At 35.7% G+C, this 25,038-nt stretch carries 22 protein-coding genes; 6 read left to right on the top strand and 16 right to left on the bottom strand.

Annotation, left to right across the window (positions count from 1 at the left end):
• The 4 genes from dtd to EOJ36_RS10210 form a co-directional block, all read right to left on the bottom strand.
• Positions 1 to 450, bottom strand: coding sequence for a D-aminoacyl-tRNA deacylase (gene dtd / locus EOJ36_RS10225; RefSeq protein ID WP_127805028.1), 450 nt, complete (start codon positions 448 to 450; stop codon positions 1 to 3).
• Positions 447 to 1,823 carry a magnesium transporter gene (gene mgtE / locus EOJ36_RS10220; RefSeq protein ID WP_127805026.1) on the bottom strand — a complete coding sequence of 459 codons (1,377 nt, stop codon included), beginning with the start codon at positions 1,821 to 1,823 and terminating at the stop codon, positions 447 to 449. Before mgtE ends, dtd begins: the two co-directional genes overlap by 4 nt.
• A 58-nt stretch (positions 1,824 to 1,881) precedes the next feature.
• Positions 1,882 to 3,117, bottom strand: a complete 1,236-nt coding sequence (locus tag EOJ36_RS10215) for a replication-associated recombination protein A (protein ID WP_127805024.1) — start codon at positions 3,115 to 3,117, stop codon at positions 1,882 to 1,884.
• Positions 3,118 to 3,214: 97 nt separating this feature from the next.
• On the bottom strand, positions 3,215 to 3,904 hold the full coding sequence (locus EOJ36_RS10210) for an SDR family oxidoreductase (RefSeq protein ID WP_127805022.1): 690 nt from the start codon (positions 3,902 to 3,904) through the stop codon (positions 3,215 to 3,217).
• Between the two features lie 28 nt (positions 3,905 to 3,932).
• Between EOJ36_RS10210 and EOJ36_RS10205 the strand changes: the two genes are divergently transcribed.
• Genes EOJ36_RS10205 through EOJ36_RS10190 form a run of 4 tightly spaced genes read left to right on the top strand, consistent with a single transcriptional unit; the run spans position 3,933 to position 8,851 of the window.
• Positions 3,933 to 4,664, top strand: coding sequence for an MlaE family ABC transporter permease (locus EOJ36_RS10205; protein WP_127805020.1), 732 nt, complete (start codon positions 3,933 to 3,935; stop codon positions 4,662 to 4,664).
• Between the two features lie 6 nt (positions 4,665 to 4,670).
• A complete protein-coding gene (locus EOJ36_RS10200) occupies positions 4,671 to 5,702 on the top strand; it encodes a quinone-dependent dihydroorotate dehydrogenase (RefSeq protein ID WP_127805018.1) in 1,032 nt (343 codons plus the stop codon).
• Between the two features lie 49 nt (positions 5,703 to 5,751).
• A complete protein-coding gene (locus EOJ36_RS10195) occupies positions 5,752 to 8,238 on the top strand; it encodes an FtsK/SpoIIIE family DNA translocase (RefSeq protein ID WP_127805016.1) in 2,487 nt (828 codons plus the stop codon).
• A 4-nt stretch (positions 8,239 to 8,242) separates the two neighbouring features.
• Entirely contained in the window at positions 8,243 to 8,851 is a 609-nt protein-coding gene (locus EOJ36_RS10190; RefSeq protein ID WP_127805014.1) for a LolA family protein, read from the top strand.
• 48 nt (positions 8,852 to 8,899) lie between these two features.
• Here EOJ36_RS10190 and EOJ36_RS10185 read toward each other — a convergent pair whose 3' ends face one another.
• The 9 genes from EOJ36_RS10185 to EOJ36_RS10145 form a co-directional block, all read right to left on the bottom strand.
• Entirely contained in the window at positions 8,900 to 9,274 is a 375-nt protein-coding gene (locus EOJ36_RS10185; protein ID WP_127805012.1) for a hypothetical protein, read from the bottom strand.
• A 112-nt stretch (positions 9,275 to 9,386) separates the two neighbouring features.
• Positions 9,387 to 9,803: a thioredoxin family protein gene (locus EOJ36_RS10180; RefSeq protein WP_127805010.1), complete on the bottom strand. Its 417-nt coding sequence runs from the start codon at positions 9,801 to 9,803 to the stop codon at positions 9,387 to 9,389.
• 4 nt (positions 9,804 to 9,807) lie between these two features.
• Positions 9,808 to 10,932 (bottom strand): DNA polymerase III subunit beta, encoded by a 1,125-nt coding sequence (gene dnaN / locus EOJ36_RS10175; protein ID WP_127805008.1) that lies wholly within the window; start codon positions 10,930 to 10,932, stop codon positions 9,808 to 9,810.
• Positions 10,933 to 11,021: 89 nt separating this feature from the next.
• Positions 11,022 to 12,686: a gliding motility-associated ABC transporter substrate-binding protein GldG gene (gldG, locus tag EOJ36_RS10170; RefSeq protein WP_127805006.1), complete on the bottom strand. Its 1,665-nt coding sequence runs from the start codon at positions 12,684 to 12,686 to the stop codon at positions 11,022 to 11,024.
• A gap of 61 nt (positions 12,687 to 12,747) precedes the next feature.
• Positions 12,748 to 14,865, bottom strand: coding sequence for a peptidylprolyl isomerase (locus EOJ36_RS10165; RefSeq protein WP_127805004.1), 2,118 nt, complete (start codon positions 14,863 to 14,865; stop codon positions 12,748 to 12,750).
• 103 nt (positions 14,866 to 14,968) lie between these two features.
• The gene (locus EOJ36_RS10160; protein ID WP_127805002.1) at positions 14,969 to 16,087 is read right to left on the bottom strand and encodes an aspartate aminotransferase family protein; all 1,119 of its coding nucleotides are present in this window, start codon (positions 16,085 to 16,087) and stop codon (positions 14,969 to 14,971) included.
• Position 16,088: 1 nt separating this feature from the next.
• Positions 16,089 to 17,027 carry an N-acetyl-gamma-glutamyl-phosphate reductase gene (argC, locus tag EOJ36_RS10155; RefSeq protein WP_127805000.1) on the bottom strand — a complete coding sequence of 313 codons (939 nt, stop codon included), beginning with the start codon at positions 17,025 to 17,027 and terminating at the stop codon, positions 16,089 to 16,091.
• A 65-nt stretch (positions 17,028 to 17,092) separates the two neighbouring features.
• Positions 17,093 to 18,289 (bottom strand): argininosuccinate synthase, encoded by a 1,197-nt coding sequence (argG, locus tag EOJ36_RS10150; RefSeq protein ID WP_127804998.1) that lies wholly within the window; start codon positions 18,287 to 18,289, stop codon positions 17,093 to 17,095.
• Between the two features lie 4 nt (positions 18,290 to 18,293).
• Positions 18,294 to 18,956, bottom strand: a complete 663-nt coding sequence (locus EOJ36_RS10145; protein WP_127804996.1) for a GNAT family N-acetyltransferase — start codon at positions 18,954 to 18,956, stop codon at positions 18,294 to 18,296.
• Positions 18,957 to 19,180: 224 nt separating this feature from the next.
• On the opposite strand from EOJ36_RS10145, the gene aat reads away from it, so the two are divergent.
• Positions 19,181 to 19,798, top strand: a complete 618-nt coding sequence (gene aat, locus EOJ36_RS10140) for a leucyl/phenylalanyl-tRNA--protein transferase (RefSeq protein WP_127804994.1) — start codon at positions 19,181 to 19,183, stop codon at positions 19,796 to 19,798.
• Positions 19,799 to 19,831: 33 nt separating this feature from the next.
• The gene (proB, locus tag EOJ36_RS10135) at positions 19,832 to 20,854 is read left to right on the top strand and encodes a glutamate 5-kinase (RefSeq protein ID WP_127804992.1); all 1,023 of its coding nucleotides are present in this window, start codon (positions 19,832 to 19,834) and stop codon (positions 20,852 to 20,854) included.
• Positions 20,855 to 20,879: 25 nt separating this feature from the next.
• On the opposite strand, the gene EOJ36_RS10130 is transcribed toward proB, so the two are convergent.
• The 3 genes from EOJ36_RS10130 to secA are packed head-to-tail and all read right to left on the bottom strand — an operon-like array spanning position 20,880 to position 24,924.
• Positions 20,880 to 21,293: a type II toxin-antitoxin system VapC family toxin gene (locus EOJ36_RS10130; RefSeq protein WP_127804990.1), complete on the bottom strand. Its 414-nt coding sequence runs from the start codon at positions 21,291 to 21,293 to the stop codon at positions 20,880 to 20,882.
• Positions 21,290 to 21,532 carry a DUF6364 family protein gene (locus tag EOJ36_RS10125; protein ID WP_127804988.1) on the bottom strand — a complete coding sequence of 81 codons (243 nt, stop codon included), beginning with the start codon at positions 21,530 to 21,532 and terminating at the stop codon, positions 21,290 to 21,292. Before EOJ36_RS10125 ends, EOJ36_RS10130 begins: the two co-directional genes overlap by 4 nt.
• A gap of 35 nt (positions 21,533 to 21,567) precedes the next feature.
• Positions 21,568 to 24,924 carry a preprotein translocase subunit SecA gene (gene secA / locus EOJ36_RS10120; RefSeq protein WP_127805399.1) on the bottom strand — a complete coding sequence of 1,119 codons (3,357 nt, stop codon included), beginning with the start codon at positions 24,922 to 24,924 and terminating at the stop codon, positions 21,568 to 21,570.
• Positions 24,925 to 25,038: the final 114 nt, after the last annotated feature.

The raw sequence follows: 25,038 nt of genomic DNA, 5'->3' as shown, positions 1-25,038 counted from the left end.
TTAAGGATTTTTAGAATCTATGATGATGGTGACCGGACCATCGTTGACTAAAGTTATTTGCATATCTGCACCAAATTGTCCTGTTTGAATCGGTTTTCCTGATTTCTCCTCTAGGATATCAATCATTTTTTCGTACAAAGGAATTGCTTTTTCTGGTCGAGCAGCTTCGATGAAACTTGGACGATTTCCTTTTTTAGTGTTTGCATGCAAAGTAAATTGTGAAACCAATAAAATGTTTCCTTGGACCTGCTGTAGGTCCCAATTCATCTTACCTTCTTCGTCTGAAAATATGCGTAATCCTACAATTTTTTGTGCAAGATAGTTTACGTCATCTATTTCATCATTTTCATGAATTCCTAATAATACAAGAAATCCAGTTTGAATTTGGGAGTATATGGAGTTTTCAATTCGAAGCGTTGCCTCAGAAACCCGTTGAACGACGGCAATCATAGCAATAAATAGACGATTAAGAAATAAACACCATAACCTAGGATATCATTGGTTGTGGTTATAAATGGTCCAGAAGCTACAGCGGGATTGATTTTTAATTGGTTTAGTGCCAATGGGGTTAGAGTTCCCATCAATGAGGCCAACATAACTACCGCAAAAAGTGAGATTGCGACCGTAAGTGAAAGCATGGTATCACCATTGTCAACTAAAAATGAGCAGGCAAATGAAAAACAGCCTGCAATTAGGGCGTTGATTAAAGCAACTACAATTACCTTTTTTAAACGTTTTCCAAAAGTAGTGTCCAATCCACTTTTATCGGCCAATGATTGCACAATCAGGGATGAGGATTGAATTCCTACGTTTCCTCCTGTAGAGCCAATTAAGGGGATAAAGGCAGAAATAGTTGGCATAAGTGAAATGGCAGAATCGAATTGTTCGATTAATTTGGCTGCTAAAAAACTACCTACCATTCCTCCAATTAACCAAGGTAAACGCGATCGTACCAAAAGCCAAACGGAGTCATCTTCTTCAACATCCTCCGAAATACCGGCCATCACCTGAATATCCTCTTGCGCCGATTCAGTAATAAAATCGACCACGTCGTCGATGGTAATGCGACCTAATAACCTTCCTTGAATATTAACAACTGGAATGGCTTCAAGATCATATTTTTGCATAATATCTGCCACTTCTTCGCCCGACATATAGGTTGGTACAGATACTATTTCATCTGAATCAAAAACATCTTGAATTTTGGAACCGCGTTTGGCCAAAATGATTTTTTTCAATGATACTGTTCCTAATAATTGGCCATCATCATCCACTACATAAACAGAATAAACCTTTTCAACCTCTTCCGCTTGTCGACGAATTTCCTCCACACATTCCGTAACGGTCTGTTTTACGTTGATTTTAATCAACTCTTTTTGCATCAATCCACCTGCACAATCTTCATCGTAATGCATTAAATCAATGATATATCTCGCCTGAACACGGTCCTTCAATAAGGCAATTACTTCCTCACGAATTCGAACGGGTTGTTCGTTTAAAATATCCACCGCATCATCTGAATCAATTTCATTGATGTAAACTGCGATTTCCTGAGATGTGAAATTTTTTAGGAATTTAATACGATCGTCAGAATCTAAATCTGATATAATTTCAGCGGCGACCTTAACTTCCAATAATTGTACTAAATATTTGGATTCTTGTCCATTGAGTTCATATAGAATACTCGTAATATCTGCAGGAAATAAATCTTCAATTTTGGCAATTAATTCTTCCTTTGAATCTTGTTCAATTAAGGCTTGAATTTCATTTAGAAATTCTTTCGTTAATTCAAAAGGAAGGTGTTGAGGGTTTTGAACTTCCATAATTGCCATTTAGAAGGTAGGGAATTAATAGCAATTTACTAAAATAATCCCTTTTGGCTTATTTTTTCGTTTTATTTTCTTGTGAATTATTTCCAGGATTGTAAAATTGAGGATTTTCAGGCAATTCAGGAAAGTAATTTTGTTCCACCCAATTGTTGGGAAAGTCGTGTGGATATTTATAATCTGCACCATATCCAATTTCTTTCATTAGTCGTGTAGGAGCATTTCTTAAATGCAGGGGAACTGGTAAATTACCTGTATTTTGAACAAACTCCATGGCTTTGTTAATGGCTATATAAGCCGAATTGCTTTTGGGAGAATTGGCCAAATAAATGACCGTTTGGGATAAAATTATGCGTGATTCTGGATTTCCAATGACTCTGCAAGCTTCAAAACAAGTTTGAGCAAGCAATAGAGCATTGGGGTTGGCTAATCCAATATCTTCAGAGGCTAAAATTAATAACCTTCGGGCAATAAATTCCAAGGATTCGCCGCCGGCCAACATTCTTGCCAACCAATATACACCTGCATCGGGGTCTGAGCCTCGAATGGATTTGATAAAGGCAGAAATAATGTCGTAATGTTGTTCACCGTCTTTGTCGTAATTTGCAAGATTTTTTTGTAATCTTTCTGTAACCAAGGCATTGGTAATCTTCAAGTCTTTGTTTGCCTGTGTATTAACTAAAATTTCGAATAAATTGTATAATTTTCTGCCATCACCACCTGAAAAGTGAAACAATGCATCTGTTTCTTCTAATTTGATTTGAAATGTCTTACAAACCACATCCTTTTCAATGGCTTTTTGCAGCATTTCTAACAAATCATTGGCTTCTAAATTTTTCAAGGTATAGACTTGGCACCTTGATAAAAGAGCTGAAATGACTTCAAAAGAAGGATTTTCAGTCGTTGCACCAATCAATGTAACAATACCTTTTTCAACTGCACCCAATAAGGAATCTTGCTGAGATTTGGAGAATCGGTGAATCTCATCAATGAATAAAATAGGAGAAGGGGAATCAAATATTCTTTGTTTTTTAGCCGATTCTAATACCTCCCTTACCTCTTTTACTCCAGCTTGGATGGCAGAAAGAGTGTAAAATGGCCTTTTTAATTCTTTTGCAATTAAACCAGCCAATGTGGTTTTTCCTACTCCAGGAGGACCCCACAGGATACACGAAGACAAATGTCCATGCTCCAAAGCCTTCCTCAATGGACTTTCAGCTCCCATCAGATGTTTTTGCCCGATGTAGTCATTAAGTTCAATAGGTCGCATTCGTTCAGCTAATGGTAACATTTGTTTAATTATGGGTTATGAGTTATGGGTTATGGGTTATGAGTTATGGGTTATGGGTTATATTTTATTTAACAATTCATAACTCATAATTCATAACTCAAACGTCCCCCTCCATCGGTCGAATAAGAATTTCTTCAACCACTGCAGATGGACTTAAATTATAATTGGAATAAATAGTATTTGCAATATCGTCTGGGTCGATGAATCGTTCTTTGGGCAGATTTACACCTTCCCATGATGAGGTTAAAGTTGCTCCAGGTAATACTGATGTTACTTTTATTTTTCTGTCTTTTAATTCTTCTCGCAATACTTTACTGAATCCTAAAAGTGCAAATTTGCTGATGCAATAGGAGCCACCATTGACGTAAGGTGTAATAGATGCCACAGAGCACATGTTAAAAATGTGTCCAAATGTTTGAATTTTGGGCAAAAGTGCTCTTGTTAAATGGTAAGCCGAATACAAATTTGTTTCAATTTGTCGTTCTAAAACACCATCTTCTTCGCTTTGTATTTGTCCCGGTTCAAAAAAACCAGCATTATTGATTAACACATCAACGGATTGTTCTTTAGAAAGGATCCAATTAGCGAAGTGCAAAACATCCTCTTTTTTACTTACATCAGCCTGGAAAGTAAAAAGATTCTGATGGTTCATCTCCTTAGAAAGTTTATCTAAACCCATTTGATTTCGTGCACAGGTATAAACCTTAAAATCATGATTTAGAAAAATTTTTACCAATGACTTACCAATTCCTTGACTACCTCCACTAATTACTACCGTTTTGTTCATTATCTTTGTATGATTGGAATGCAAACAGATGTCAAATTTAGGTAAATATTTAATTTTCTTGAGTACCTTATTTAGAAATAGGGAAAAATTAAAGGTTTATATGAATCTTGTTTTTGCTGAATGTATTGATATTGGCATCAGCTCCTTATTAATTGTAGCAATTGTTTCTACCTTTTTGGGGGCCGTAACTTGTGTTCAAACTGCTTCTAATATGGACAATCCTTTTGTTCCACAATATATTATTTCCTTAATAGTTCGCGATTCAACCATCTTAGAAATGGGACCTACGATTACTTGTGTAGTTTTAGCAGGAAAGGTTGGTTCAAATATTGCTGGTCAATTAGGTACGATGCGAATAACAGAACAAATAGATGCATTGGAAGTTATGGGAATTAATTCGAGTTCCTATCTAGTTCTACCAAAAGTTGTTGCAGCCATGGTGACCTTTCCTATGCTGGTGACAATGGCTTGTTTTTTAGCTATTATGGGTGGATATGTAGCAGGTTGGTTGACAGGCGCCATTACTCCTCAAGAATATATTCAAGGTTTACAGTTTAGTTTCAAAGGAAATTACGTCTTTTTTGCCTTAACAAAATCAGTTGTTTTTGCTTTTTTAGTAACTACCATAGCATCTTATCAAGGATTTTTTACTAAAGGTGGTGCGTATGAGGTAGGGAAGGCAAGTACCTCCGCTGTTACAAATTCTTGTATTGCCATTTTAGTTGCTGATTATTTATTAGCCCAATTATTGGTTGGGTAATCTTATATGTATCATCTGTTTATAAAGCCTTTTTTATTTTTATTTTCTCCGGAAAAAGCACATTATCTAGTTGCCGATGTGTTGAAATTTTTGATGAAAATTCCCGGAGTAAAATTAATTTTCAGAAACATTTATTGTTTAGAAGATTCTAAATTGGAACGGACAGTTTTTGGAATAACATTTCCAAATCCCGTAGGTTTAGCGGCAGGATTTGATAAAAATGCTCTTTTGATTGATGAATTTGCTGAATTGGGATTTGGTTTCATCGAAATCGGTACTGTTACCCCAAAGCCGCAAGACGGAAATCCCAAACCTCGTTTGTTTCGCTTAGTTGAAGATGAGGCCATAATCAATCGGATGGGATTTAATAACGATGGCTTGGAGGTAGTGAAAGAGCGATTGTTGAATAGAAAATCAAAAGTTATTGTTGGGGGAAATTTGGGTAAAAATAAGCTTACTCCTAATGAAGAAGCTGATGAAGATTATAAAAAAGGTTTTGAGGCCCTATTTGAGGTAATTGATTATTTTGTAGTGAATGTAAGTTCACCCAATACACCTAATTTAAGAGCTTTGCAGGAAAAGGAGCCTTTGAAAAAATTATTGAGTAGTTTGCAGGAATTGAATCATCAGAAACCTGTACAAAAACCCATCTTATTAAAAATTGCTCCGGATTTAACAGATGATCAATTAGATGATGTAATTGAAATTGTTTTGGAGACAAAATTAGCAGGTGTCATTGCAACAAATACTACCTTGAGTAGAGAGGGCTTAAAGTCTGATGCACATTTGAAAAATGAAATGGGCGGATTAAGCGGAAAGCCATTAACCAAAAGATCTACTGAAGTAATTGCTTATTTACACCAAAAATCTGATGGTAAATTCCCGATTATTGGCGTTGGAGGAATTTATTCTGCCCAAGATGCTATGGAGAAATTAGAAGCTGGGGCAAGTTTAGTTCAAATTTATAGTGGATTTATTTATGAGGGTCCCGGATTAATTAAGGAAATCAATCAAGCCATCCTAAAAAAAGGTTGGTAAAATTTATCGAAATTTAGTAACTTAACAGTTTATTATATTAGCTTTTTAAATGGCAAAAAAGATTACAGAATCTTCCGCTGCGCTTCAGTTAAATTTTGAACAAGAAAGTAAAGGGAATCAAGAATCAACACCTTCCAAATCAAATCAATTCAGATTTTTTACGGGAGTGTTTTTTGCAATTATTGGATTGTTATTAACTGTTTCCTTTTTTTCTAGCTTGCTGTATGGTATTGCAGATCAAAGTGAGGTGGATGCCTCGGCTTTAGAATTAATTGAAGGTTCTGATATTCCTGTTAAAAATATGGCTGGATTAATTGGCGCAAGAATTGCTCATTTTTTCCTATTTAAAACATTCGGTATTTCGTCCATTTTATTAATTCCGTTGTTTTTTCTGAGTGCCTTGAAATTGATGTTTCGTAAAGAAATTGGAAATTTGAATTCCTATACCTGGCAGATTTTATTTTACATCCCTTGGTTTAGCCTAATTTGCGGATTTATTGTTTATCAATTTGATTTACCCCATTCTTTAGGTGGTGGATTTGGCTATTTTGCTAATGAAAAATTACACCAATTGCTAGGGTATTTATCCATATTTGTCACAGCCTTTGTAGGTGTTGTTTTCATTGTACTCTTCTATCAATTAAATCCAGTTCCTGCCAAAAATCGAAAATCAGTAGGGTCAGCACTTCCATCAGAATCATCTGGGGTATATGATGATTTAGAAGATGATTTTATTGAGCGAGAAGACAGCGAAGATGAAGAGAATTTTAGACCTCATTTGCCCCCAGAACTTGGTAAAAATGATGATTCGTTAGAGGAAGAAGATACTTTGGGAACTTTTGATGAAGTTGAAACAACTCCATTAGAAATTGTTGAAGAGCCAGAAGTTGAGGTTGAAAATGTACCTGAAGAAGATTTAGATTTTCAAGTAACTGTTGCCGATGTGAAGGATGATGCGGAAGGTGCAGTGGTTGAACCTTTAGATGAAATCGATTCCAAAGCAAACGATATCTTAGCCCAAATGGGACCTTATGACCCATTGGCTGATCTTCCAAAATATAAATATCCAGGAATTGATTTGTTAAAGGAATACGACCAAAAGGCAAGTGCAACTCAGGTTACAAAGGATGAATTAATTGAAAATAAGGAGCGAATTGTTGAAACTTTGAACAATTATGGAATCGGCATTTCAAAGATTGAAGCGACGATTGGGCCAACAGTAACCTTGTACGAAATTGTACCAAAGGCGGGAGTTCGTGTAAGTAAAATTACCAGTTTAGAAGATGATTTAGCACTTTCCTTGGCTGCCATGGGAGTTCGTATCATTGGACAAATGCCAGGTCGAGGAACCATCGGAATTGAGGTTGCCAACAAGAATCGAGAAATGGTTCCGGTTCGTGCAGTTATTGGGTCGGAGAAATTCCGAAATTGTAATTTTGATTTGCCTATAACATTAGGTAAAACAATTTCTAACGAGATTTTTGTGGCAGATTTAGCCAAAATGCCTCACTTGTTGATGGCCGGTGCTACGGGACAAGGTAAGTCGGTTGGTCTGAACATGATTTTAGCATCTTTGTTATACAAAAAACATCCTGCCACCCTAAAATTTATTTTAGTTGACCCTAAAAAGGTTGAATTGTCTTTGTTTAATAAAATTGAAAGACATTTCTTGGCTTGTTTACCTGATGCGGAGGAAGCAATTATTACCGATACAAAAAAGGTGGTTGCGACCTTGAATTCATTATGTAAAGAAATGGATTTGCGTTACGACAAACTTAAGGATGCCGGTTGTAGAAATATTAAAGAATACAATCAGAAGTTTATTAATCGCCGTTTAGACCCTAACAAGCATAGTTTCTTGCCTTATATTGTCTTGGTAATTGATGAGTTAGCGGATTTGATTTTGACTGCAGGTCGAGAAGTTGAGCACCCAATTGCTCGTTTGGCTCAATTGGCACGTGCCATTGGTATCCACTTAGTAGTTGCGACACAACGACCTTCCGTGAATGTCATCACGGGTACAATTAAAGCTAACTTCCCAGCACGTTTGTCATTCAAGGTAATGTCTAAAATTGACTCAAGAACTATTTTAGATGCCTCAGGTGCTGACCAATTGGTGGGAATGGGGGATATGCTTTTGTCTATGGGATCTGAGATTATCCGTTTACAATGTGCATTCGTGGATACTCCAGAGGTTGAAGCCATTTGTGATTATATCGGAAATCAACAAGGTTACCAATCGGCATATTTATTGCCAGAATCAGAGGCAGAGGAAACAGGTGGACAGGAGCGTGGCGATTTTGACCCATCGAACCGTGATCAATATTTTGATGAAGCAGCACGATTAATTGTTATGCACCAACAAGGAAGCACGAGTTTAATTCAACGTAAATTGAAGTTGGGTTATAATCGTGCAGGCCGACTGATTGACCAATTAGAGGCAGCAAAAATTGTTGGGCCTTTTGGTGGTTCTAAAGCACGTGAAGTTTTGGTAAAGAGTGAAGATGAATTAGACGAATTACTTAAAAATTTATAACCGAATGAAAAAATTACTATCTATTATTAGTTTATTAGCCATTAGTAGTATTGCAATTGCTCAAAATAAAGCGCAATCATACATCGATAAAATGCAGTCTAAATTCAAGGCAGCCGGTGCATTTTCTGCCAATTTTAGCTATCAAAATGATGGAGGTGGAGCTATGAGTGGTTCAATTACAGTAAAGGGGAACAAGTTTAGATTAAAGACGGTTGGGCAAGAGATTTTTAATAATGGCAAAGAGGTAGCAACCTATGTTAAGGAAATTAATGAGGTAAATATTTCTACTTTTGATCCATCAGAAGGAGACCTGAGTCCAGCTAAAATCTATTCTTTTGATAAGAAATCTTATAAATCCAATTTACTTTCCGACTCTGGTAATTTAGCTGTTATTGAATTGCAACCAACTGCCAAAAATGTGCAGGTTCAAAAAATTACGATGAAGCTCGACAAAGGTAGCAATGAGGTACGTGAATGGACCATCCAAAATAAGAATGGGAAAAAGCAGAATTTTAAAGTGACAAAACTAAATTTGAAAATAGCGGTTGAAGATAAAACTTTTAATTTTGATAAAAAGGCTTATCCTGGTGTGGAGGTGAATGATCTTCGTTAGGTATAAGGTATAAGGTATAAGGTATTAGGTATAAGGTATAAGGGGTGGTTAGGGTTGTGAGTATAAAATTTTGTTTTGGGAATTGGATACAATCCACTTCCCATTTTTTTTGTGTAGGGTAATCGGTTTTCCTGCAAGTTTTCCTGAATAATTATCGGTTTTGTATTTTGTTAAGATGTATGATCCTTCCTTGCTAAAAACTTCTGCTTTTGATTTATTTGAGTTGAATAAAACTCCTGCGTTGAAAGATTTTTTTGAATTGGTCAATTGAATTTTCAATTCAAATGCTCTAATACAACTTTTTTCTAAATTTGACCATTGAAAGCCCGCACCTGTTAAACAGCCGTTTGAGTCTTTTTGTCCTCCGATTTGGTTATGGGATAATCCTAAAATGGAAATAATTATTATTAATATTGTGGTCATATTTATATTAAAACCCCGGGTTTGCAACCCAGGGCTATTTAAAATTAAACCCCGCAGGGGTCTGTGTAATTCTATAATTAACAATTAACAATTAACAACTAACAACTAACAATTATTTAATTGCTTTCACAACAGATAAAAGTTCCTGCGCACCGCCTCTTGGAAGTCCTAGTATTTTCTTTTTGATCTTTCCGTCAGAATCAAAAAAGATTAAGGTTGGATAACCATCTATTGGGTAAGTATTGCCTAGTTGTATGCCTTCTCCAGCTTCCATATCTACACCTATGGAAACAAAATGTTGATTCATGTAATCACCTAATTCTTTGTTAGGAAATACTTTTGTTTTTAGTACCTTGCAAGGACCACACCAAGTAGTGTAGGCATCTAGCATAACCAATTTATTTTCTTTTTTTGCCTTTGCTAATGCTTGTTTAAATGAACCTTCAAAGAAATTAACTCCCTTTGGTTCATCTTGAGCAATTACAGTCAAGGAAATAAAGATTAGTGATAGGCTTAAAAACTTTTTCATGGGATTAGTTATATGAATTTAACATAACTGGCATTACTAATAATAGGATATCCTCATTGTCATCTTGGTCAGATGGAATGATTAAGCCTGCCTTATTAGGCTCACTCAATTTAATATCTACAAATTTTGAACCTAAATTGCTTAATAATTCAGAGATCAATTTTGCATTGAAACCAATCTCCATATCCGTTCCTTTGTATTCGCAAGTTAAGGCCTCATTCGCCTCATTTGAATAATCTAAATCTTCAGCAGAAACTGATAATTTATTTCCGGTAACTTTTAAGCGAATCTGGTGAGTTGTCTTATTCGAATAAATTGAAATACGTTTAACTGAACTCAATAGTTCTAAACGATTGATGGTAATGATATTTTCGTTTTGTTTCGGAATTGCGTTTTCATATTCAGGAAAACGCTCATCGATAATTCTACAAATCAATTGAATGCTTTGGAAATTAAAAAATGCATTTGAGGCCGAGAACTCAACTTTAACTTGAGAATCATCTGATGGTAAAGTTGCTTTTAGTAAAGCTAAAGCTTTTTTAGGTAAAATTAATGAACTTGATTGCTCAGTCTGAATATCAGTTCTTCTGTAACGAACTAAACGGTGTCCGTCTGTAGCTACAAAATTAGTATGCTCTGGATTCATTTGAATCAAAACACCTGTCATTGCAGGACGCATATCATCATTTGAAACTGCTAACAAAGTGTTTGCAATTGCTTCCCCTAAAACTAAAGCTGAAACATCAATCGATTGATTTTTGGTAACCTCAGGAATCTTTGGAAAATCAATAGGATTTTCTCCACTTAATTTGAATCTACCATTGCTGGTTGAGATTTCTGAACCAAAAGTTGCCTGATCAGCTGAAAGGGTAACTGGTTGGTCTGGTAAACTACGTAAGGTTTCTAATAATAACTTAGCAGGGAGGGCAATGGAACCATTTTCTGAACCTTCAACCTCTAAGGTGGTCGTCATTACAGTTTGTAAATCAGAAGCCGTTAAGGTTAACTGGTTGCCTTCTAATTCAACTAAAATATTTTCTAAAATGGGTAAAATAGGATTACTTGCTACTACTCCATTGATGGCTGAAAGTTGTTTTAATAATACGTTTGAGGCAACTAAAAATCTCATACTAATCTTTTCCGTTTATAGTTTTATGCAAAAATTGCAAATTGTAATTTCAATCTTGAAGTTAAAATTTTTTACGTGGATTTCAAAGTTTATTGTTGGTATTTCCTCTTTCTCCAAAAAAGAATTCCAAATCCCATAAAAAGTCCGAAAATAATAGGAACACTAAGGTTTAAAGTTTTCCAAAATGATTTTTCAGCGGCAATTTTCTCTTTGTCTAGTGGTCGAAGAATTATTTTTTTACTTCTAGCCATTAAGGCATTTTGGTCATCCAATAAATAGGAAAATGCATTCAAAATAAAATCTTTATTGCCAAAAGTATGTTGTGAAAAAACATCAAAACCTAATGGTAGAGGTTGATTGGTTTTGGGATCTAATGAATTTAAAGGAATATCGCCATCTGCAACTAACAAAATGCCCGCTTTTTTGTTTCCTTTTTCAACAAAAATAGATTGCAGCGAGTCATTGGGTAAAATCCTATTGGCAAAAATAGAATTAAAAATTCCTTCAGAAATTATCGCACTAATTTTTTCGCCTGATTTAAAATTACTTGGCTCAAATTCCTTTCCTGATGCTGAAAAGGGGAGAGTGGCAGGTGCCTTTTGTAGCTGCGTGAATTTTCCAGAATGTAAAAGTGGGGTAATTTTTAATTGAGTATTTCCTAGCGTATCAATACTAGAAACAAATTTTCCATAAATATTATCTAAATTTCTTGTGATGTTATTTTGATTATTTCCAGTTAATAAAGGAAAGGCTGGCCAAGGCATCAATTGAATATTGGGTTTGTCGCCATAATTACCCACCACCAAAGGTATGGCAGCACACAATTGCGCATCTTTTACCAAATCTGCATTTATTCGAAATCCATTTTTGAAGAATAATTCCTCTAAACCCGTTTTTGTTGGGGTAATTATTAATCCTTGATTTTGCACCGTATCTACCCGGCAGCCGTCCATAAAAAATAAGGCTTTACCTCCTTTAACCAAAAACTGATCAATTTTAAATACATTCTGGCTTGGAATAGGTTTGTTGGGTTGAATCAAACAAATGGCATCCAAGCCATCTAAGGTCATGGAATTGTCTAAATCTACCGGATATAAATCGTACTTTTTCTTTAAATTTCTAATTAAATCCCATTGTTGGATGGCTGGAGTAGCGCTGTAATCTAATAAAAATCCTACTTTTTTTCTTACAGGATTTTGGAGTTGACGGATAGCTTGAATAATTTCAAACTCAAGTCCTTCCATGCTTTGGTTCAGAATTTCTTGGGGATTACTTAATTTATTTCCTTTTAACAAAAGACTTGCTACAACTTGCTGGTTGAATTCAATCACTATGCCAGGAAAAACCATTATTTGGGTTTTTTTACCGTCTTCAGTATTGACAACATTGGTCGGTGGAAGGCCCAAAGAATCTAAATAAAAGGCTAATTCATTTCTATCGCGTTCGGTAGGGTAATCTTTATAAATATGAACTTGTTCAACTTCTATTTGTTGCGAACTGTAATCTTTAAATTCATTTAGCGTAGATATAATAGCCTCATGAAGTCTTTTGAAGCCACCTGGTGTATTTTCATCGTCTAAAAATACTTTGACCTTAATAGGTGCTTTTAAGGAGTCTAAAATTGATTTAGTCCCAGTACTTATAGAGAATTTTTTCTCTTCGCTCAAATCAAACTTTGTTCTTAGCAAAGGAGAAAGTGCTAGGCAAATGATGCCAAGAATTAACCATTTGTAAGAAAGGAAAATTGATTTCATGTTTTTTTAAAAAAGAAAAGCATCCTTTTCAGAATGCTTTTCAAAATAATATAACGAACTATTAATAGAATTTATTTCTTCTATCAACAATATTTGCATTTTCTTTGATGGCTTCATTGATGTAATAGGACGTTCTCTGTGAAGTCATCGATTGAATTTGGTTTTTAAATACACTGTAATCTGCTAAAGCTGGAGCAGGAGTAGCACCTGTTTTTTCGATAATATAAACTCCATTGTCTCCAACAAATGCCTTACTTCTCTTACCTACTTTCATTCCTGAAATACGTCCCAATGCTGTTGCATCTGGACCAGCAGTATTTAATACGCCATTTGATAAAGAAATATTACTTACGTTTTCTACGATTGCACCTGCACCATATTTTTGTGCAATTTGCTCTAATGTTCCGCTTAGTCCAGACATTTTAGCTTTGATTTTCTCACCTTTCAATTGGTTTTTAACTAAAGAAGTGATTTCATCGCGATAATCATCTACTTTCACCTTGTCTTTATCTGACTTTGCAGTTAAATATGCAACGATGTATTGATTTTCTTGCTCAAATACTTTGTGAGATCCATCACCTACAGCCGTATTGTCGTCAAATGCCCAACGAACAATTTCACGAGCATTAGCAAGTGTATTGATTGATGTTGCATTTTCTGCAATTTTATCTGCACGCATCATGATTAAGCTTTTATCCTTTTTCAAGGCTGCTTCAAAAGCACCCAACGTACCATTTGCATTTGAAAAGTTATCTGCTTGAGCATAAACTCTATCTAATGTTGATTGAGATGGGGCGATGTTTTTATTGATGGCTGCTAAACGATATGAAATATTAGTTTTAGGATCTGTTACTTTAACAATGTGGTAACCAAAATCTGTTTCAACGATAGATGGTAATAAACCCGAACCAGAGAATCCAAAAACAGCTTTTTCAAACTGCTTAACCATTCCGCCATTATTTTTGAAATATCCTAAATCTCCACCATTCTGTGCAGTTCCGTCCATGCCATTCATTTGAGCTAATGTCTCAAAGTTTGCACCACCTTTGATTTGCGCTAAAATTCCTTCTGCTCTTGTTTTTGCTTGCGCTTTTGCTGAATCAGATTTGTTTGCTGGTGAAATTAAAATGTGACTTGCGCGAATAGTAAACAATGTATCTTTTTTAACTCCACCGTATTTGTAGATAGAGTAAGTTAAACCATTTTTAAATGGACCGTAAATACCACCCACTTGGAAGGTTCCTAATTGGGTTTTAACAGCTTCTGGGATATCTGAATAAGAAACTAAATAAGGAGTTCTTACATCTGAATTTAACATAGCAAATGCAGAATCATTTGGAGCAACTGCTAAATCTTTCGCTAATTTCTTAATTTGATTGTAAAACTCAACAGTATCTTGTTTGGTTGGAATAACTGGGAAAGTTACATATTGAATTGAACGAGAGTTATACCCTTTGTATTGTTCCTTATGTTTTGCTAAATATTCTTCCAATTGAGAATTTTCAACTTTGATAGTTGAATCATTGATTGAATAGAATGGAACGTGTACCAAACGAGCATTGAATTTAGCTGTTTGCGTTTGGTATTCCTTTTGTGCTTCATTTGAAGTTACAAAGTTCGACAAACGCATAATGTTTTCGTATTTAGAACGAATACGATCCTGAACCAAAGACTTTTCAAAATTAGCCCAAGCTTGTTGCTGCTGAGCTGGCATAGTTTTTAAGTTCTTCAAGAACTGAATCACGTATGTTTTGTCGAATTGTCCAGTTTGTGGATTGGTGAATTGTTGACGAACAGATGGATGGATGTTATTTCCTTGCACCATATCCACTAATTCTTCATCAGAAACTTGTAAACCTAAGGCATCAAATTCTTTTTTGTAAGCAATATCCAACACCAATTGGTTCCACACTTGCTCACGAATCATTTGTTGTTCCTGCTCACTTGGGCCTTTTCCCGTTTGAGCTGTATAATTGGCTGTTGCCTCTTCCACTTTTTTCTGGAAATCAGCAATCATGATTTTCTCACCTGCTATTTCTCCTACTTCTTGACTATTTGTTCCGAAAAACGAGGATTTTCCTTGAAAAATATCACTTCCTACTAAAAAAAGTATTAAACTGATTGCGATGGCCGCTGCTGCAAGTCCTGACTTCTCTCTAATTTTTGTAATTAACGCCATTATCGATGATTAAATTAAATATGGTTTTTTCTTTCCTTTGTCTTGTTAAAAAGAAACGCAAAATAATCACATTTTCGCTACAAAAGCAAAGGTAAATTGGTTTTTATTGTAAAACTTGTTGTAAACTTTCTAAGAATCTGTCTATTGTTTCTTTGTCTAAATTTAAAGCTGGTAATAATCTAAGCGTGTGCTTTCCGGCATATCCACAGAATATTTGATGTTTAAATAACAATGCATCTCTAATTTCTGCTACTGGTTTTTCAAATTCTATACCGATCATTAACCCTTTTCCTCTTAATTCTTTTATTCCTTTAAATCCTTTTAATTCATTCAATAAATAATCCCCCTTTTGAGCAGCATTTTCAACCAGTTTTTCTTCTTTAATGATATCTAATACCGCATTTGCTGCTGCACAGGCCAAATGATTGCCACCAAAAGTGGTTCCAAGTAAACCATAAGAAGCTTTAATCTTAGGAGAAATTAAAACACCACCTATTGGGAAACCATTTCCCATTCCTTTTGCAGTGGTAATTAAATCAGGGTCAATTCCAGCAAATTGATGTGAAAAGAATTTTCCTGAACGACCATACCCACATTGAACAGAATCTAAAATCAAAAGCGCACCTACCTCATTGCATCTTTTTCTTAAGGCCTTCAAGAATGGTTCTGAAGCAACTTGAATACCTCCTACGCCTTGGATGCCTTCCACAATTACAGCACAAGTTGATTCATCAATTGCTGATAAATCTTTTGTTTGGTTAAAAGGTAAAAAAGTGACGTGTGATGTGTCATTTACAGGTGCAACAATGGAAGGATTGTCAGTTACAGCTACTGCACCAGCTGTTCTTCCATGAAATGCCTGAGAAAAAGCTACCACTTTTTTTCTACCTGTATGGAAAGAAGCTAGTTTAAGCGCATTTTCGTTACTTTCTGCTCCTGAATTGCTTAAAAACAATTGGTAAGATTCATACCCAGAGAGTTTTCCCAATTTTTCTGCCAATTCCTCTTGACCTGGAATGATCACTGAATTGGAATAAAATCCTATATTTTTTAATTGTTCAGTCAATTTTTGAACATAATAAGGGTGGGAGTGTCCAATAGATATTACCGCATGCCCCCCGTATAAATCAATATATTCTTTCCCGTTTTTATCCCAAACTTTAGAACCAAGGGCCTTGGTAAGTTCGATAGGATATAAGGGATAAACGTCAAATAATTTCATCTTAAAATCCGATTGCTTTTAATTGTAAGCCTGTGTTTTCAGGCCAACCCATGATTAAATTTAAATTTTGAACGGCTTGTCCAGAGGCACCTTTTAGTAAATTGTCAATTATAGAGGTTACTAAAATTTGGCCATTTAGTACTGAAACATGCAATAATCCCTTGTTCGTATTAACCACTTGTTTCAAATCAATTGAACTGTCTGAAACAAAAACAAATGGTGAGTTTTTATAATAATTTTTATAAAGTTCAACCGCCTCTTGCTCTGTTCCATCAAAAGAAGTATAAACATTAGCCATGATTCCTCTGGAGAAATTACCTCGGTATGGGATAAAATGGATATTTTTAGCGCCAAGAACCATACCAATTTCGGTTAAATGTTGGTGGGTAAAAGCCTTATAAATACTTACATTATTATTTCTCCAAGAAAAATGACTGGTTGCTGATAAGCTTTGTCCGGCACCTGTGGAACCTGTAATGGCAGAAACGTGTATGTCTGAATTGATTAAACCTTTATCCGCCAAAGGTAGCATTGCTAATTCTATTGAAGTTGCAAAGCAACCTGGATTGGCAATTTTAGTCGCCCCCTTGATTTTTTCTTTTTGAAATTCGGGCAATCCATACACAAATCCATTTGATTCATCTCTGAAATCTGTACTTAAATCGATGATTTTGGTTTTAGGAGAAATCTGATTTGCTTCTAAAAATTTCTTCGATTCTCCGTGTCCTGAGCAATTAAATAAAACATCAACTTCTTTGATGCTAGAAGAAAACTGAAGTTCAGTTGAGCCAATTAGATCAGTATGGATGGAGTAAACAGACTTTCCTGCTTGAGAATTGGAATGCACAAAATCAATTTCAACCATTGGGTGATTGATAAGGATACGAAGGAGTTCCCCCCCTGTATATCCTGCGCCGCCTATTATACCTATTTTTGCCATGTTTGATTACCTGGGTTTCACCCAGGGTTATTTAAAATTAAACCCCTGTGGGGTTTGTTGTATTTTCACTTCCCACTATTCACTAAATTGTGAATCATTGTTTGATTGGAAACAATTTTCGAGAATCCTCTAACATCATCACCCGACCATGCTTTGTTCATTTCTCCATAAGCGCCAAATTTAGACGACATCAAATCGAATGGAGATTCAATGCCCGTTACATGGAATTGGTAAGGTGATAATTGTACAAAAACCTTTCCTGTTACGTTAGATTGTGTGTTTTCTAAGAAATTCTCAAAGTTTCTCATTACTGGATCCAAGAATTGACCTTCATGCAACAGAGTTCCATACATATCGCCAATGTTTTGTTTCCAATACAATTGGTGTTTGGTTAAAATATGTTTTTCTAAGGTATGGTGTGCTTTGATGATGATTAATGGAGCAGGGGCTTCAAATCCTACACGTCCTTTAATTCCAATAATCGTATCCCCAACGTGAATATCTCTTCCGATTGCATAGGCTCCAGCCAATTCAGTTAATTCACGAATTGCAGCAACGGAATTAGCAGATTTCTTTCCATTAATCCCAACCAATTGTCCAGCTTCGAATTCTAAAGATATTGCCGAAGGTTCAGATTTAGTTAAATGGGTTGGCCAAGCATCTTCTGGTAAATAGCCAGAAGAAGTTAAGGTTTCCTTACCCCCAACAGAAGTTCCCCAAAGTCCCTTATTGATTGAATATGCAGCTTTGTGCCATTCCTGAACTACGCCTTTCGATTTTAAAAAGTCAATTTCAGCTTCTCTGGATAATTGTAAATCACGGATTGGCGTAATAACCTCACATTCTGGGGCCATAATTCTGAATACCACATCAAAACGAACTTGGTCATTTCCCGCCCCAGTACTTCCGTGTGCTATGGCTTTAGCACCAATTTCTTGTGCATATTTGGCTACGGCAGTTGCTTGAAATACTCGCTCAGCAGAAACAGATAGGGGATATGTATTGTTTTTTAATACATTACCATATACCAAAAAGCGAATACAATCTTGGTAATAATTTTCAACTACATCTAAAGTTACGTGACTGGCAACCCCTAAATTGTAGGCCTTTTCTTCAATTGCTTTTAACTCCTCAGGAGAAAATCCACCGGTATCAACTAAGGCAGAGTGAACTTCCATTCCTCTTTCTTCTGATAAGTATTTTACACAAAATGAAGTGTCTAAACCACCACTAAACGCTAAAATAACCTTAGGCTTGCTCATAATTTTACTTTTTATTTTTTTTGTGGAAAGGCATCAACAGCTTTTCCTTAAATTTTTTCAATGTGTTAAAAACCTTTAAATCCTTAAAGAAAATCCACTTTTCTTCTTCCTCTGAGCTTTTGATTTCTGAGGCATTGGGATCATATATCATACCTGTACACAAGCAAATTTTTCTATTGGTACGGGTTAAAATATCATAATTTACGCAGGATTCACATCCTTTCCAGAAATTATCATCTACAGGTAATTCAGAAAAGGTAGTAGGTAAATACCCTAAATCTGAATTAATTTTCATAACAGCCAATGAAGTAGTAATTCCTATGATTTTTGCCTCTGGGTATTTGCTTCTCGACAATTCAAATGCCTTGGCTTTAACGGCCTTTGCTACACCATATTGGCGGTAGCTTGGTTTTACGATAAGGCCTGAATTTGCAACAAATTTTCCGTGTTGCCATGTTTCAATGTAACAAAAACCTACAAATTCACCTGTTGTATCGTCAGTGGCAATGATAGCTTTACCTTCCTGCATTTTTTCTTGCAGGTATTCTGGAGTTCTTTTGGCTATGCCTGTTCCTCTGGCTTTAGCAGATTCGGCCATTTCGTGGCAAATCGACTCAGCTAAGCCAAAATGGCTTTGGTTAGCAACCTGGACAGTATATGGATTCATTCAAAAAAAAGGACAAAAAGTGAAACAAAAGATTTACATACCTACCGCATATCATACGCGGAAGGTGAATCTTCGCCTTCGTCGAATTTGTGTTTGGGGTCCTTTAAGAGAATTTTTTTTCAACATTCTAAAAATAAAATTTGGCATTCCACCAAAATTTTTGATTTTTGAAGAGTAAATTTCTACATTTTATCATTAAAATGCCAATTTTAGACTGATTATTTATGGCTAACCACGAAAATTTCACCTTAGAAGAAATGATTTCTGCCTATTCGTCTGGATATTTTCCGATGGCAGAGCCTGATGGAGAAATTTTTTGGTACAATCCTCATCCTCGTGCAATTATTCCTATAGAAACTTATAAACCTTCCAAAAGCCTAAAACCTATTTTAAATAAAAATCTTTTTGAAATTCGTATCAATCAGAATTTTAAGGAGGTAATTGAATCTTGCTCTCATCCACGCAGGACCGAAGAATTAACATGGATTTCGCCCTATTTAATAGAATTGTATTCGGAAATGAATCAGGCAGGATTTGCACATTCGGTAGAGGCCTATCAAAATAATGAATTGGTTGGTGGACTTTATGGTGTTTGTATTGGGGGTGCATTTTTTGGCGAGTCTATGTTTACAAAGGTTTCCAATGCTTCTAAAGTAGCCTTTCATTACTTAATGGAACTATTGAAACAAGAGGGATTTGTAGTTTTAGATACTCAATTCATGAATGATAATGTGAAAAGATATGGTGCAATTGAAATAAGTCGAAGTAAATACACTCGCATGTTGAAACTTGCAATAGAAAAAAAATGCGAGTTTAAATTGCCTCAAATGCCCTTATTTTGATTAAATTAGTAGATTATTTGAAGTATAAAAAATATGGCCAAGCCAATTGTTGTTATAAAATTTGGATCTTCCACCATTACCAAATCAAGCGGAGAGGTTAATGAGGAAATTCTAGAAAAAATTGCTGCGCAAGTTTCTGCATTGCACAAACAATATGATATTGTTTTAGTGTCTTCAGGAGCAGTGGCAGCTGGAAAATCTTTTTTGAAAAAATACAAGGGGCAAATTCAAGAAAGAAAGGCTGCTGCAGCCATTGGAAATCCTATATTAATTGCCAAATACAATCAATATTTTCAGAAATATGGTATTGCCATTGCTCAAAGTTTGTGTGAAAGACATCACTTTTCTCAACGTGAGCAATTTCTTCAACTCAAAGAAACATACCAAGAACTTTGGAAAAGTGGGGTTATTCCCATTGCTAATGAAAACGATGTGGTAAGTAATGTGGAGTTGAAATTTTCTGACAATGACGAATTAGCTACTTTAATTGCCACTGGATTTGGTGCTTCAAAATTATTGATAAGTACTTCTGTTGGTGGTTTGTTGGATCAAAATGGTAAGATTATTCGTAAAGTTGATGCCATTAATGATGCAGTTTTAACAGTCGTAAATACCGATAAGTCTTCGACCGGATTAGGAGGGATGATTTCCAAATTAACTTTTACCAATCTTGCCACTAAATTGGGTATTAAAGTCGTTATTTTTGGTCTCGACCATGGAAATGGTATTTTGGATGCAATTGATGAGAAAATAGGAACTGTTTTTGAAGCTCAGGAAGCCTCATTGTCGGCCCGACAAAAATGGTTGGCTGCCGGTTCTTTAATAGCAGGTAAAGTTGTTTTAGATTCTGGTGCAGAAAAAGCTATTCTTCATCGTAAATCCTTGTTATCTGTTGGAGTAAAAGAATTTATTGGGGAGTTCGCTAAAGGTGAGGTAATTGAATTTTTGAATTTAGAGAAAAACTTAATCGCCATCGCTCGTACAAGTAATTCATCTCAGGAATTAATTAAAAATGGTGGAGAAGTGGCCCATGCCGACGATATTGTAGTTGTTTAATGTTACTCGGCGAAGCCGAGCAACATTAAAACAATAAAACAGCTTCATCTGGAGCAAATACAGGTATATCCAGTCCTACAAAGTCTTTAATGTCCCTAGTTACAATCCCTATGATTTTTGAATTGGAAAGGGCTACTTGTGCCTGTATGGCATCTTCGAAATCTGATATTTTCGACTTTAATCCTCTCTTTATCATATAATCTTCTACAGGGATAATTTGAATAAATTTTAAAATTTTATCTAAAATTTCTCGTAGTTCTGTTTCGGGTAAAAATTTTTTAAGAATGTAATGAGTTGTAACAAAACTATGCGAAGACATGTACAATTTACATTTTTGGGTCGCGGCATTGGCAAAAATTTCAATTGCAAATTTGCTATGAGGTTTTCTGTTGGCCAGAAGGTCAATTAGAATATTTGTATCTAAAAATAAATGGATCATAGGTGCTTTGATTCAAAATAGTCTTGAAGTTCATTTTTTTCATCAAAGTTCTTTGGTAATTTGATTACCCCAATAAGTTTATTTAAATCTGTTGGAATTTCATTTACTTCAGATTCATCCACTAATTGTTCCAAATAATTTTGGATTATTTCAGAAAGGCTTCTTCCTGTTTGTTTAGCATAAATTTTGGCCTTTTCTATAATGGATTGCTCCACGGAAAGGGTTAGTTTGGTAGTCATTTGTACGTATATTTTTCTCAAATATACGTACAAATTTATGCAATCACAACAGCATTCCCAGCTTCCACATCTTGCTCAACAACCTTGTATTTTACATTTTCTTTCATAGAACCATCACGGTACTGCACAGTCACTCTCTGATTTCTATCTGCAATTTTGATTGCCTGGCGGGGTGCTACTTTTTCAACTGAATGTTCGCTCGGGTCGTGATATTGTTGCTCTTCACCTTGTCCAGATAGGCCACCTAATAAAGAAGAAAGGGCCTCTTCTTTGGTAATTTGTAATTTCGGAGTTTCAGCTTTAGGAGCTTGTGTTTTTTGATTGGTTTCTTGTAATTCAGCAATATCTGCTTTCATTAAGAAACTAATGGTATCTCCATTCACGCGAGAAATGAACTTTTGGAAAATATTTACCGCCTCAAATTTGTAAATCAATAAAGGGTCTTTTTGTTCAAATACTGCATTTTGCACCGATTGTTTCAAATCGTCCATTAATCGTAAATGCTCTTTCCACTCTTGGTCAATTAGTGTTAAGGTAATGAATTTCTCCATTTCCATGACTACTTCTTTTCCTTTGCTCTCTTTGGTTTTGTTCGCATCAACCACAATTCCTGTCATCCAATTTCCATTGGTGATAGGTACTTGAATACCTGTGAATCCTTGGCGCATCGCTTCCTCAGCCACACCAATTACTTTACCACAGATGGCATCATTTTTGTCTTTGTATTGTCCTTCGGCAGCTAAGAATAACAATTCCGTACGTTTATCATTCGTTAAACGAACAAACTCCTCAGCTGAATAAGGCGGCTCAATACCTAAAATTTCAATTACTTTTAATTCGAAATCTTCGAAAGAATTGTATTGTGTTACAATATCTTGACAAACATCAAATAAAGTGTTGACAATATCCAAAGCCAAACGCTCACCGAAAAGCGCATTTTGGCGACGTTTGTAAATGGCATTTCTTTGGTAATTCATTACGTCGTCATATTCCAATAAACGCTTACGAATTCCAAAGTTATTTTCTTCAACCTTTTTCTGTGCTCTTTCTATAGAAGATGTAATCATTGAATGTTGAATAACTTCTCCCTCTTCCATTCCCAAACGATCCATCACTTTTGCAATTCTGTCTGAACCAAACAAACGCATTAAGTTGTCTTCCAAAGAAACAAAGAATTGAGATGAACCTACATCACCCTGGCGACCCGAACGACCTCTCAACTGTCTATCCACACGTCTCGACTCATGTCTTTCTGTACCAATAATTGCCAAACCACCTGCTGCGCGTGATTCTGGACTTAATTTAATGTCCGTTCCACGACCAGCCATGTTGGTTGCAATGGTTACCTTACCAGATTGTCCTGCCTCCGCAACTATCTCTGCTTCTCTTGCGTGTTGCTTCGCATTTAATACGTTGTGAGGAATTTTGCGAATGGTTAATAATCGACTCAATAATTCTGAGTTTTCTACTGATGTAGTACCCACCAAAACCGGGCGGCCTAATCCAACTAATTCTTGAATTTCCTCCGCAACAGCATTGTATTTTTCACGTACTGTACGATATACCTTATCCTCGTGGTCTTTTCTTTGAATGGTTCTATTAGTTGGAATTGAAACCACATCCAATTTGTAGATGGTCCAGAATTCACCTGCCTCTGTTTCTGCAGTTCCCGTCATACCACCTAATTTATGGTACATACGGAAATAATTTTGCAAGGTAATTGTGGCATAGGTTTGCGTTGCATCTTCTACGTTTACGCCTTCTTTTGCCTCAATGGCTTGGTGTAAACCGTCAGAATAACGACGACCCTCCATCACACGACCTGTCTGCTCATCTACAATTTTTACCTTTCCATCCACCAAAATATATTCCGTGTCCTTTTCGAACAAGGCATAGGCTTTCAATAATTGGTTTACGGTATGGATTCGACTTGCTTTGTCGTTATAATCTTTTATTAAAGCTTCTTTTTGACCTAATTTTTCTGCATCTGAAATAGAATCATTCTTTTCAATTGCGTTTAGGGAAACAGAAAGATCTGGTAAAACAAAGAAGTTTGCATCTTCAATGTTGGAACTCATAAATTCCAATCCTTTTTCTGTTAGTTCAACCTGATTGTTTTTCTCATCAATTGTAAATAAAAGAGGCTCATCTGCCTGAGGCATCAATTTTTGGTTTTCAGCCAAATAGATACCTTCTGTTTCGTTCAATACCTGTTTGATACCACTTTCAGAAAGGAATTTGATCAAAGGTTTTGATTTTGGTAAACCTCTGAAAGCTCTAAATAATGCTAATCCACCTTCTTTTTTATCTCCACCAGCAATTCCCTTTTTCGCTTCTACTAAAAAGTTCTGAACTAATTGTTTTTGTGCTTCAACTAAGCGTTGAACACGTGGCTGATAGGCTTCAAATTCTTGCTCGTCGCCTTTTGGGATAGGTCCGGAAATAATCAATGGAGTACGGGCATCGTCAATTAAAACAGAGTCAACCTCATCTACCATGGCAAAATGGTGTGGACGTTGAACCTGGTCTTCAATGCTTCTGGCCATGTTATCACGCAGATAATCGAATCCAAATTCATTGTTGGTTCCGTAAGTAATATCTGCTAAATAAGCGGCTCTACGGGCTTCTGTGTTGGGTTCATGTTTGTCGATACAATCAACAGTTAAACCATGGAATTCGAATAGAGGAGCATTCCATTCGGAGTCACGTTTAGCCAAATAATCGTTGACTGTAACTAAGTGAACACCTCGTCCGGCAAGGGCATTTAAGTAAGATGGAAGAGTAGAAACCAATGTTTTACCTTCCCCAGTTCCCATTTCTGAAATCTTACCTTGGTGAAGAACGATACCACCAATTAATTGTACATCGTAATGTACCATTTCCCAGGTGATTTCATTCCCAGCTGCCATCCATGTGTTTTTCCAAATGGCTTTTTCGCCTTCTATAACTACGTTGGATTTTTTGGCAGCAATGAATTTATCCTCTGTAGTTGCGTTTACAACTAGCTCTTTATTTTCAGTGTATCTTCTGGCAGTTTCTTTAACAACGGCAAAAGCTTCTGGAAGAATTTCGTTCAAAACAACCTCCAATTCCTTGTTTCTTTCTAGGTTCAATTGATCAATTTGTTGAAAGAATTGATCCTTTTGGTCAACATCTTCTGTTGCGTTTGCCTGTGCTCTTAAATCGTCAATTTGTGAATCAATTGTGGCTAAATGAGCTTTGATTCTATGTTTGAATTCAGTGGTTTTGCCTCTAAGTGAATCGTCTGAAATTGTGGAAAGTTTGGCGTACTCTTGTTTGATACTTTCTACAATTGGCAAAATGGATTTAATATCTCTTTCGGATTTAGTTCCGAATATTTTGGTTACTGTTTTACTGATTAATGAAATCATGAAATCTCTTGCGCGCGGCTTTAATTTTAATTGAACACGCAATTTACCAAATTGAAATTCATTCACGCAATTTTTTAACGAATTCATTCAAAAAATGAGTATTTATTTTTAATT

The organism is Sandaracinomonas limnophila, assembly GCF_004005965.1.
Taxonomy (GTDB): domain Bacteria; phylum Bacteroidota; class Bacteroidia; order Cytophagales; family Spirosomataceae; genus Sandaracinomonas; species Sandaracinomonas limnophila.
Note: the sequence above shows the minus strand (reverse complement) of the source record. Positions and strands in the feature narration are given on the sequence as shown.